This window comes from Pseudomonas sp. PAMC25584 (assembly GCF_058135675.1).
This window is the reverse complement of sequence record NZ_CM176870.1, coordinates 5,355,559-5,367,335: the sequence shown is the minus strand read 5'-3', so window position 1 is coordinate 5,367,335 and position 11,777 is coordinate 5,355,559. Positions and strand designations below refer to the sequence as shown.

General features: G+C 61.8%; 8 protein-coding genes. 5 read left to right on the top strand and 3 right to left on the bottom strand.

All coding sequences use genetic code 11. The features are described 5' to 3' along the window. Positions 1-31 precede the first annotated feature (31 nt). Positions 32-571, top strand: coding sequence for an ankyrin repeat domain-containing protein (locus tag ACS5Q8_RS25020; RefSeq protein WP_465159538.1), 540 nt, complete (start codon positions 32-34; stop codon positions 569-571). A 35-nt stretch (positions 572-606) separates the two neighbouring features. Beyond that, positions 607-1,974 (top strand): DNA repair protein RadA, encoded by a 1,368-nt coding sequence (radA, locus tag ACS5Q8_RS25015; protein ID WP_017848272.1) that lies wholly within the window; start codon positions 607-609, stop codon positions 1,972-1,974. Positions 1,975-2,118: 144 nt separating this feature from the next. Here radA and ACS5Q8_RS25010 read toward each other — a convergent pair whose 3' ends face one another. Next, positions 2,119-2,487 carry a PilZ domain-containing protein gene (locus ACS5Q8_RS25010; protein WP_247396566.1) on the bottom strand — a complete coding sequence of 123 codons (369 nt, stop codon included), beginning with the start codon at positions 2,485-2,487 and terminating at the stop codon, positions 2,119-2,121. Positions 2,488-2,661: 174 nt separating this feature from the next. Between ACS5Q8_RS25010 and ACS5Q8_RS25005 the strand changes: the two genes are divergently transcribed. The 3 genes from ACS5Q8_RS25005 to yjiA all read left to right on the top strand — a co-directional run bounded on the left by ACS5Q8_RS25005 (position 2,662) and on the right by yjiA (position 6,050). Beyond that, entirely contained in the window at positions 2,662-4,728 is a 2,067-nt protein-coding gene (locus ACS5Q8_RS25005) for a carbon starvation CstA family protein (RefSeq protein ID WP_443696212.1), read from the top strand. 15 nt (positions 4,729-4,743) lie between these two features. Beyond that, positions 4,744-4,941, top strand: coding sequence for a YbdD/YjiX family protein (locus ACS5Q8_RS25000; RefSeq protein ID WP_003176208.1), 198 nt, complete (start codon positions 4,744-4,746; stop codon positions 4,939-4,941). Positions 4,942-5,090: 149 nt separating this feature from the next. Next, positions 5,091-6,050: a GTPase gene (gene yjiA, locus ACS5Q8_RS24995; RefSeq protein ID WP_426100602.1), complete on the top strand. Its 960-nt coding sequence runs from the start codon at positions 5,091-5,093 to the stop codon at positions 6,048-6,050. A gap of 185 nt (positions 6,051-6,235) precedes the next feature. On the opposite strand, the gene glyA is transcribed toward yjiA, so the two are convergent. Both glyA and ACS5Q8_RS24985 read right to left on the bottom strand, forming a co-directional pair. Beyond that, positions 6,236-7,489 carry a serine hydroxymethyltransferase gene (glyA, locus tag ACS5Q8_RS24990; protein ID WP_426100604.1) on the bottom strand — a complete coding sequence of 418 codons (1,254 nt, stop codon included), beginning with the start codon at positions 7,487-7,489 and terminating at the stop codon, positions 6,236-6,238. 231 nt (positions 7,490-7,720) lie between these two features. After that, positions 7,721-11,572: a sensor domain-containing protein gene (locus ACS5Q8_RS24985; protein ID WP_426100606.1), complete on the bottom strand. Its 3,852-nt coding sequence runs from the start codon at positions 11,570-11,572 to the stop codon at positions 7,721-7,723. Positions 11,573-11,777 lie beyond the last annotated feature (205 nt).

Here is an 11,777-nt window from a genome sequence, read left to right as displayed (position 1 = left end):
TGGGGGCTTTGCCCCTGGCAGGAGAATGACCATGCGTATTTCCATCGGGCTGCTGATGGCCATGCTGGCCTTCGTCGCCTATGCCGAGTCCCCGGACCCGGTTGCGCTCAAGGCGCAATTGCAGGACTACTATTTCGACGCCGCTCGCCGTGGCGATCTCGACATGCTCAACACCTTTATCGACGCCGGCTACAGCCTCAATACCCAGGACGACAAGGGCTACACCGCGCTGATCCTCGCCGCGTATCACGGCCAGGGGCCCTTCGTGGAGCGCTTGCTCAGTGCCGGCGCCGACGCCTGCGTGCAGGACCAGCGTGGTAACACCGCACTGATGGGCGCGATCTTCAAGGGTGAACTGAACATCGCCCGGCGCTTGCTGGCCACCGCCTGCAACGCCGATCAACGCAACGGCGCCGGGCAAACCGCCGCCATGTACGCCGGGCTGTTCAAGCGCCTCGAACTGCTTGACGAGTTGAAAGCCAAAGGCGCCGACCTGAATGCCGAAGACCCGATCGGCAACAGTGCTTCACGATTGGCCAGCGGTGAAATCCGGACCCCGGCGCCGCGCTGAGCTATCATCGCGGTTTTTCGGTTGGAGGTTCTCAAATGGCAAAGGCCAAGCGCATGTACGGCTGCACCGAGTGCGGCGCGACCTTTCCCAAGTGGGCCGGCCAGTGTACCGAGTGCGGGGCGTGGAACACCCTCACGGAAACCATGATCGAAAGCGGCGGCGCTGCGGCCCCCAGCGGCCGCGCCGGCTGGACCGGGCAACAGGCGCAGATCAAGACCCTGGCCGAAGTCAGCGTCGAGGAGGTCCCGCGTTTCTCCACCGCCTCTGGTGAACTCGACCGGGTGCTGGGCGGCGGCCTGGTGGACGGCTCGGTGGTCCTGATCGGCGGCGACCCCGGTATCGGCAAGTCGACCATCCTGTTGCAAACCCTGTGCAGCATCGCCAGCCGCATGCCGGCGCTGTACGTCACCGGCGAAGAATCCCAGCAACAAGTGGCCATGCGCGCACGCCGCCTGGGCCTGCCCCAGGACCAGTTGCGGGTGATGACCGAAACCTGCATCGAAAGCATCATCGCCACCGCGCGGATCGAAAAGCCCAAGGTCATGGTGATCGACTCGATCCAGACGATCTTCACCGAGCAACTGCAATCGGCCCCGGGCGGTGTGTCCCAGGTGCGTGAGAGCGCGGCGCTGTTGGTGCGTTATGCCAAGCAAAGCGGCACGGCGATCTTCCTGGTCGGTCACGTGACCAAGGAAGGCGCGCTGGCCGGGCCACGGGTGTTGGAGCACATGGTCGACACCGTGCTGTATTTCGAAGGCGAATCCGATGGCCGTTTACGCTTGCTGCGGGCCGTGAAGAACCGCTTCGGTGCGGTGAACGAGCTGGGCGTATTCGCTATGACCGACCGCGGGCTGAAAGAAGTTTCCAACCCCTCGGCGATTTTTCTGACCCGTGCCCAGGAGGAAGTCCCAGGCAGTGTGGTGATGGCAACGTGGGAAGGCACCCGGCCGATGCTGGTGGAAGTGCAGGCGCTGGTGGACGACAGCCACTTGGCCAACCCGCGCCGGGTGACCCTGGGCCTGGACCAGAACCGTCTGGCGATGCTGCTTGCGGTACTCCACCGCCACGGCGGTATCCCGACCCATGATCAGGACGTGTTCCTTAACGTGGTGGGCGGGGTCAAGGTGCTGGAGACCGCGTCCGACCTGGCGTTGATGGCGGCGGTGATGTCCAGCCTGCGCAACCGCCCGCTGCCCCACGACCTGTTGGTGTTCGGCGAAGTCGGCCTGTCGGGCGAAGTGCGCCCGGTGCCCAGTGGTCAGGAGCGTTTAAAGGAAGCGGCCAAGCACGGCTTCAAACGCGCGATCGTGCCCAAGGGCAACGCACCGAAGGAAGCGCCGCCGGGGTTGCAGGTGATTGCGGTGACGCGGCTGGAGCAGGCGTTGGATGCACTTTTCGAGTAGCCAGCAACGGGGCAAGACAAATGGGGGAGGGGCGGTGCGACGATTCGACTTGCTCCCGATTGCAGTGTGTCAGTGGCGTATAAGTGCCTGACACACCGCTATCGGGAGCAAGTCGAATCGTCGCACCGCCCCTCCCACAGGTGGTCAGAGCTCCAGCAAGGCGCCCAACTGCCGCTCCAGTTCTTCCTGATCGCCCAGGTTCAACTCGACCAAGCGGCGCAAATGGCTGATCGACTCCAGGCTGATGTGCTCGCACTCAAACCCCAGTTGGCCAGGTTGGTCGTGGGTCAGCCTGACCTGCATCTGCACATCGGTAGTGGCGTCCAGGTGGATATCCACATGGAACGACTCAGTGCCGATGCCAAGCCAGGGTGTCGGTCTCAGCACCAGCAAGCCCTTGAGCGATAAATCCACCAACTGCACTGGCCATTCCTGACCGTTTTGCCGGAGTTTGGTCTTGGCATCAAAGGCGATCCGGCGAAAACGACGGCGATCAGACGCATGTTCGGTCATGGTGAAACCCTCTGTGGATGAAGGGATTGTAGCCTTGCGCCATTATTGAGGCTTTATTTCTGCTTTTTTTGCCATGGGAAGGCTCTAGACCAACGTAGGGGGCTGGCCTTTAAGGCCAGTAGCGCTAAACTCGAGCTGGTCGTCCTTTCTGTCCACCCTGGCTGGAATATAAAAATGAAGAATAATAATAGCCTGCTACGCCACTTACCCTGGCTGGTACTGGCAATAGTAGGTGCGTGCGCCCTAGGCGTAGTGGCTTTGCGCCGCGGCGAGGCGATTAACGCCTTGTGGATCGTGGTCGCCGCAGTGGCGATCTATCTGGTTGCCTATCGTTACTACAGTCTGTTCATCGCCAACAACGTGATGCAGCTCGATCCACTACGGGCCACCCCGGCAGTGGTCAATAACGACGGTTTGGACTTCGTGCCGACCAACAAACACATTCTTTTTGGTCACCACTTTGCGGCGATTGCCGGTGCAGGCCCCTTGGTCGGCCCGGTGTTGGCGGCGCAAATGGGTTATCTGCCCGGCACTCTGTGGCTGATCGCCGGGGTGGTGCTGGCCGGTGCGGTGCAGGACTTCATGGTCCTGTTCCTGTCCACCCGTCGTAACGGCCGTTCCCTGGGGGATATGGTTCGCGAAGAGATGGGCCGCATTCCGGGGACCATCGCGCTGTTCGGCTGCTTCCTGATCATGATCATCATCCTCGCGGTGCTGGCGCTGATCGTGGTCAAGGCCCTGGCCGAGAGCCCGTGGGGCATCTTCACGGTGATGGCGACCATCCCGATCGCGATGTTCATGGGCGTCTACATGCGCTACATCCGCCCGGGCCGCATCGGTGAGATTTCGATCGTCGGCGTGCTGTTGCTGCTCGGTTCGATCTGGCTGGGCGGGCAGATTGCCGCCGATCCGGTCTGGGCCAAGGTGTTCAGTTTCACCGGCATCCAGATCACTTGGATGCTGATCGGCTACGGTTTCGTCGCGGCGGTACTGCCGGTGTGGCTGATCCTGGCCCCGCGTGATTACCTCTCCACCTTCCTCAAAATCGGCACCATCGTCGCCTTGGCCATCGGCATCCTGGTGACCATGCCCGACCTGAAAATGCCGGCGCTGACCCAATTCATCGATGGCACCGGCCCGGTGTGGAAGGGCGGCCTGTTCCCGTTCCTGTTCATCACCATTGCCTGCGGTGCGGTCTCGGGCTTCCACGCGCTGATCGCTTCGGGCACCACGCCGAAGTTGCTGGCCAGTGAAGGCCACGCCCGTTACATCGGGTATGGCGGCATGTTGATGGAGTCGTTCGTGGCCATCATGGCGATGGTTGCCGCTTCGGTGATCGAGCCTGGCGTGTACTTCGCCATGAACAGCCCGGCGGCGATTGTCGGCTCCGACGTGGTCACCGTCGCTCAAACCGTCAGCAGTTGGGGCTTTGCGATTACGCCTGAGGCGCTGTCGGCCGTTGCCCGTGACATCGGCGAAACCACCGTCCTGGCGCGTGCCGGCGGTGCGCCGACGCTCGCTGTGGGTATCGCGCAGATCCTGCACAGTGTCCTGCCAGGTGAAAACACCATGGCGTTCTGGTACCACTTTGCGATCCTGTTCGAAGCGCTGTTCATCCTGACGGCGGTCGACGCCGGTACCCGTGCCGGGCGCTTCATGCTGCAAGACCTGCTGGGTTCCTTCGTGCCGGCGCTCAAACGTACCGAGTCCTGGACCGCCAACCTGATCGCGACCGCCGGTTGCGTGGCCATGTGGGGTTACCTGCTGTATCAAGGTGTGATCGACCCACTGGGCGGCATCAACACCTTGTGGCCGCTGTTCGGTATCTCCAACCAGATGCTGGCAGGTATCGCGCTGATGCTGGCGACTGTCGTGCTGATCAAAATGAAGCGCCAACGCTACATTTGGGTGACCATGCTGCCGGCTGTCTGGCTGCTGATCTGCACCACCACCGCGGGCTTCATCAAGCTGTTCGACGCTAACCCGGCGATCGGCTTCCTGTCGCTGGCGAAGAAGTACAGCGATGCGCTGGCCAACGGTCAGATCCTGGCCCCGGCCAAGAGTATCGACCAGATGCAGCATGTGATCTGGAATGCCTACACCAACGCAACGCTGACGGCGCTGTTCCTGTTCGTGGTCTTCAGCATCCTGTTCTATGCGCTCAAGGTCGGCATTGCCGCCTGGGGTAACAAAGAACGCACGGATAAAGAAGCCCCGTTCCAGGCCGTACCGGACGCATGATCGAGGATTGCAGCCATGTTCAATGACATCAGTCGCCTCGGTAAATACCTCGGTCAGGCCGCGCGCCTGATGGTCGGCATGCCCGACTACGACACTTACGTCGAGCATATGCAAACCAAACACCCGGACAAACCGATGATGGACTACAAGGCGTTCTTCCGGGAACGCCAGGAAGCCCGTTACGGCGGCAAGGGTGGGCCCAAATGCTGCTGACCCGGTAATTCGGGCTGGCGGTGATCTACTGTGGGAGGGGGCTTGCCCCCGATAGCGATGTGTCAGTGACATACCAGTGCCTGACACACTGCTATCGGGGGCAAGCCACCTCCCACATTTGTTTCTGTGTTTCTTCAAGGAGAATTTCTTTGTCCTCTCCCATCCCCGTCACCGTCCTTAGTGGCTTCCTCGGCGCCGGCAAGACCACGTTGCTGCGCCACCTGCTCAAAGCCGAGCACGGCTTGAAAATCGCCGTGATCGAAAACGAATTCAGCGACGCCGGTATCGACACCCAGCTATTGGGCGCCGAGCCCGTGCAAGTCATGACCCTGTCCAACGGCTGCGTGTGCTGCACCCTCCACACCGACCTGAGCAAAGCCCTGTACCTGCTGCTGGAGCGTCTGGACAGCGGCGAGATCGCCTTCGACCGCCTGGTGATCGAATGCACCGGTCTGGCCGACCCTGCCCCCGTGGCCCAGACCTTTTTCATCGATGAAGAGCTGCGCGAGCGCTACATCCTCGACGGCATCATCACCCTGGTGGACGCGGCCCACGCCGAGCACCACCTGAGCCAAACCATCGCCCAGGCGCAGATCGGGTTTGCCGACCGCCTGCTGGTGAGCAAGCGCGACCTGGTGGACGACGCAACCTTCGACGCCCTCAGCCAGCGCCTGACCCGCATCAACCGCCGCGCGCCGATTCGCGTGGTCGACCACGGCGCCATCGACCTGGCCGAATTGCTCGATGTGCGCGGCTTCAACCTCAACGCCGGCATGAACCTGCGCCCGGTCAGCGCCGCGCCGTCCATCGACCGTATCTCCAGCCTGGTGCTGCGCACCGAGCAGCCGCTGGATATCGACCGCCTCAGCGAGTTCATGAACGAACTGCTGGAAGACCACGGCAAGCAACTGCTGCGCTACAAGGGCGTATTGAACATCGCCGGAGACGATCGGCGCATGGTGTTTCAGGGCGTGCTGAAACTGTACGGCTTCGATTGGGACACCGAATGGGCCGAGGGCGAAGCGCGGGAGAGTGTGATTGTGTTTATTGCCGACGAGTTGCCGGAAGACAAGATTCGCGAGGGCTTTGCGAAGGTCCACCAACTCTGATCTGAAATGCGATCAAAAATGTGGGAGGGGGCTTGCCCCCGATGGCGGTGGGTCAGCAAACATATAAGTGGCTGACACACTACTATCGGGGGCAAGCCCCCTCCCACATTGGGTTGCATTCCAAATCCTGATTGGCATAAAAAAACCCGGCTCAAGAGCCGGGCTTCTTAGTCAAGCAACTGCAATCAAGCGCCGTACACCGGCAGCTTTTTGCAGATGGCCTTGACCTTCTCACGCACCGCATCGATCACGGCGTCGTTGTTCAGGTCAGCCAGGATGTCGCAGATCCAGCCGGCCAGTTCCTTGCACTCTGCTTCCTTGAAGCCGCGAGTGGTCACGGCCGGGGTGCCGAAACGCAGGCCCGAGGTGACGAACGGCGAACGTGGGTCGTTCGGTACGGAGTTTTTGTTCACGGTGATGAAGGCTTTGCCCAGGGCCGCGTCAGCATCTTTACCGGAGATGTCCTGCTTGATCAGCGACAGCAGGAACAGGTGGTTTTCAGTCCCGCCGGACACCACGTCAAAACCGCGTGCGATAAACACGTCGGCCATGGCCTTGGCGTTTTTCACCACTTGTTGCTGGTAAGTCTTGAACTCAGGCTGCAGGGCTTCTTTGAAGCAGATCGCTTTGGCGGCGATCACGTGCTCCAGCGGGCCGCCTTGGGAACCTGGGAATACCGCGGAGTTGAGCTTCTTCTCGATCTCGGCGTTGGCGCGAGCCAGGATCAGGCCGCCACGTGGACCGCGCAGGGTTTTGTGCGTGGTGGTGGTGACGACGTCAGCGAACGGAACCGGGTTCGGGTAGACGCCAGCAGCGACCAGACCGGCCACGTGGGCCATGTCGACGAACAGGTACGCGCCCACTTTGTCGGCGATTGCGCGGAAACGTGGGAAGTCGAGGATCTGCGAGTAGGCAGAGAAACCGGCCACGATCATTTTCGGCTTGTGCTCGACCGCCAGGCGCTCGACTTCGTCGTAGTCGATCAGGCCGTTGGCATCGATACCGTATTGAACGGCGTTGTACAGCTTGCCGGAGGAAGAAACGCTGGCACCGTGGGTCAGGTGACCGCCGTGGGCCAGGCTCATGCCCAGGATGGTGTCGCCGCCTTGCAGCAGGGCCAGGTACACGGCGCTGTTGGCTTGGGAGCCGGCGTGTGGCTGGACGTTGGCGTAATCGGCGCCGAACAGTTGCTTGGCGCGGTCGATGGCCAGTTGCTCAACCACGTCGACGTATTCGCAGCCGCCGTAGTAGCGCTTGCCTGGGTAGCCTTCGGCGTACTTGTTGGTCAGAACCGAACCTTGAGCCTCCATGACCGCAGGGCTGGTGTAGTTTTCCGAAGCGATCAGCTCGATGTGCTCTTCCTGGCGCACGGCTTCTTGCTCCATGGCGGCGAAGAGATCGGCGTCGTACTTGGCAATAGTCAAATCACGGCTGAACATGGCGGTCCTCAAGGATCGGGGGGCAGAAAAGGAAGGCATTCTAACCCAACGGGTTTTAGATGGCATATGAAAGGACGTCATGTCGCGGACAAGTGGCTTTCATCTGTGAACGGGCGGTGACTGTACCGGCGCCATCGGGGGCAAGCCCCCTCCCACACTTGAACGTGTTCACACGTCAAAATGTGGGAGGGAGCTTGCCCCCGATGAGGCCGGCGGCTTCACCGCAGATCTTCAGTCGAACATGAACAGTGCGTCGTTACTGAACTGCGCCGCGAACCGATTCGGCGGCATCGGCCGCCCGAACAGATAACCTTGCACCTCATCGCAGCCATGCTCGCGCAGGAAGTCCAGCTGTTCATGGGTCTCCACGCCCTCGGCGATCACCGCCAGGTTGAGGCTGTGGGCCATGGCAATGATCGCTCGTGCGATTTGCGCATCCTGCTCGCCGGACGGCAGGCCGTCGACGAAGGAGCGGTCGATCTTGAGCACGTCGATGGGGAATTGCTTGAGGTAGTTGAGCGACGAATAGCCGGTGCCGAAGTCGTCCACCGCGATGCTCAGGCCAAGGTTTTTCAGGCTGGCGAGGATCTGCAGGGCTTCGTTGACTTCGCGCATCAGGATACTTTCGGTCAGCTCCAGCTCCAGGCACGCCGGCGGCAGGCCGGTGTCCTTGAGGATGGTGGCGATACGCTCACCCAACTGACCGTCGGAGAACTGCCGCGCCGAGATGTTCACCGAGACTTTCGGCACCCGCACTTTGTTCTCGTGCCAGATCTTGAGCTGACGGCAGGCTTCGCTGATCACCCAGTCGCCCACGTCCACCACCAGGCCCAGCTCTTCGAGCACCGGAATAAAGTCCCCCGGCGGCACCAGGCCACGACGCGGGTGGCGCCAGCGCAGCAGGGCTTCGGCGCCGGTCAGGCGTTTGCCGTCGCCGCTGAATTGCGGCTGGTAATAGAGCACGAATTCGTTCTGCTCCAGGGCATGGCGCAGATCGCTTTCCAACTCCAGCCGCTCCAGGGCGCTGGCGTTCATGTCGGCCTGGTAGAACTGGAAGTTGTTCTTGCCGCGTTCCTTGGCGTGATACATCGCGGTGTCGGCGTTTTTCATCAACTGGCTCAGCTCGTTGCCGTCCTGCGGGCTGAGGGCGATGCCGATACTCGCGGTGACGAAGAACTCGCGGCCTTCCAGCACGAAGGGTTTGACCAGGCTGGCGAGGATTTGCTCGGCCACGTTAATCGCGCGGTTCAGCGCCAGTTCGCGGCTGGCTCGCGGCTGCAGGAGCAGGGTGAACTCGTCACCGCCCATGCGCGCCACGGTGTCGTCTTCGGCCACGCAGCCGAGCAGGCGGGTGGCCATTTCCTTGAGCATGCGGTCGCCGGCGGCGTGGCCCAGGGAGTCGTTGATCGGTTTGAAGCGGTCGAGGTCGAGGAACATCAGCACCACCCACGACTTCTGCCGTTCGGCCGACTGCAGCGCGGTGTGCAGACGGTCCTGGAACAGCGTGCGGTTGGGCAGGTGGGTCAGGGCGTCGTAATAGGCCAGGCGGTGGATGCGCTGTTCGCTGGCCTTGCGCTCGCTGATATCGCTGAAAAAGCAGACATAGCTGGCCAGGTCGCCTTCATCGTCGAACACGGCGGTAATGCCGACCCAGGCCGGGTAATGCTCGCCATTACGGCGCTTGAGCCACACTTCGCCTTCCCAGGTGCTGTGCTGGTGCAACTGCTTGAGCACGTAGCGCAGGTGGGCTTCCTGTTGCTCGTCGACGGTGAGTATGTTCGGCAACTGGTCGAGCACGTCCGCTACGGCGTAGCCACTGACGCGGCTGAACGCCTCGTTGGCCTGCACGATATAGCCCGCCGGGTCGGTGATCAGGATCGCCGACGTGGAGTGCTCGAATACCGTGGCGGCCATGCGCAGGTCTTTCTCGGCGCGGCGCTGCTGGCTGATATCGCGACCCACGCCGAGGATGCCCTCGAAGGCGCCGTGCTCGTCCCACACCAACACCAGGCGCAACTCGATCGGTACTTTGCGCCCGTCGGCGCGCAGGCAGTCGAACAGGAACAGTTGGGTATGGATGTCATCACGCAACTTGGCCAGCGCCTGCACGTCGCCCAAGGCCCGGCTGACTTGCTCGACCAGGCTGTAGATGCCGGCCAATTGCTGCGGATTGGCGATGATCGACTGCCATCCATTCTTGAACACCCAGTCCACGTCATACCCCAGCACGGCGCTGACCGAGGGGCTGATGTAGTTGAGGGCGAGCCGGCTGTCGGTGGAGCAGATCACGTCGCTGATGCTTTCGGCCAGCATGCGGTAGCGCTGTTCGCTGTCCCGCAGGGATTCGCTGGCTTCAATCTGATCGGTAATGTCCTTGGCCACGCCGATGATGCGCGTGACCTGCGCGGTCTTGTCCCCGGCCAGGGCTTGCTCGCGGATATCGAAGCGGCGCCATTGGTTATTGCGGTGGCGAAAGCGTAACTGGCAGTGCAGTTGGCTCGAATAGCCGGCCTGGCGCTGCTGCTGGCGCAAGTCATGGTAATGCTCGGCGTCTTCGGGGTGCAGCAGGATTTCCCAGAAGTACTCGCCCATTTGCTCCAATTCGGCCTTGTTGTAGCCGAGGGTGTGGCCCAGGTGGTGGTTGCTGAAAATCATCCGTTGGCTGATCACATCCTGCACATACAGGTGATCAGGCACGGTGCGCACCACGTCCGACCAGAAACTCTCGCGCTCCACCAGCGACAGTTCGACCAGTTTGCGGCTGGTGATGTCGCTGATGCTGAGGATCACCGCCTTGAAGTCGTCGCGCTGTTCCGGCAGGCGCATCACCAGCCACAAGTATTGGAGGTTGCCGGCGACGTCGTTGAGCTGGATTTCCAGCTCCAACTGGCTCTGTTGGGTCAGCACCGCCTCGAGCACCTGATAGCCGATGGCCGTGGCGTTGCGCGGGCAATCGTCGATCAGGCGTTCCCAGGCTTGCTCGCACGAGCTGACGTTTAACAGGCGCACCGCCACCTGGTTGACCTCGGTGACGCGCAGTTCCCTGAGCAACTGGCGCCGCGCTTCGGGGTTGCCCTGCAGCCACTCGTGCAATTGCTCGCTTGTGTGGATCTTGGCCTTGTCGAAGAACGCATTGAGCTCCGACAGGTCAAGCACGCACAGGGCCACGCCGGTGCCTTCGAAAATATCCTGATAGCGCCGCCGGCCTTCGTTCACCTGGCGCTGACGGCGGCGCATATTCAACAGCACGATCGCCGGGACCAACGAGAAGGCAAGGCCCAGCAGGCACTTGCCGATAAACGCCGGCAGCAGTTGTTCCAGGACGGCGTTACGGTCGAAGAGGCCGCGCAGTTGCCAGTCGCTTTTGCTCAGGGGCGTGACCAGTACGCTTTTATTCAGTTCGTCCGGGGTCAGGGCGGCGGCCCAGTGTGTCGACATGCCGCTGTCACGGCTGACTACGCGGTGGTTCAGGCTATTCTCGATGGCCCACATCGGCCGCTGGCCTTGGCCGTCCTGGCGGGTCAGGCTGGCCAGGTAGTTCGGCGCCAGGCGCAGTGCCCAGTACATTTTCGAATCGCCACTGGGCTGATGCAGCAACAGATAGATGACGGTGCCGTCGTTGTCGTTGCTCAGGTAGTAGGGCTGGGAATGGCTGCGCTTGACCAGTTCCTCGAGCAAGTCGCGGTCCTGGCTGTCGTTGGCCGTGTCACGGATCATTGCGCCGCTGGGGGCGAGCAGTGCGAAGCTGCGCAGTTCCGGTAGGGAGCGCTGCAAGGTGCGCATCAAGGCCTGTTGCTGTTCATCATTGCGCGGCGGCTCGACCATCGGCAGCAGATTCAGGGCGATCTGTGCGCTCAGGCCCATGTTCAGGCTGATTTGCTCCGCCAGGTCGGCACTGTAGTCGATGGTGTATTGCTGCTGGTTTTTCTGGTTCTGCTGCAGTTGGTCGAGCAATTGCCAGAACAATAGCGCGAGCAACATGAGGACGAGCGTCGCCAATGCGCCTTTGAGGGTGCCGTGCAGGGGCGCTCCCGGCGCTATATGAGCGGCGCGCAGGGGAGTGGGCGGCGTGACTTTGGACAAGCTGTGATCCTGCGGTTTGGCTGGACTGGCGCGCGACATGCACTATAAGCCGGGCGCCCGAAGGGCGGCTAGCATGCCTTGACTTGTGGCAAAGTGCCAGTCCCGCCTGGCTGGACTGCCTTGGCGCATTCAGGTAGCTTTGCCTGTTACGCGGGGGCGTTCCAGCCCCAGACAATCAGGCTTTTTCCGCTCGCAGGCATTGACC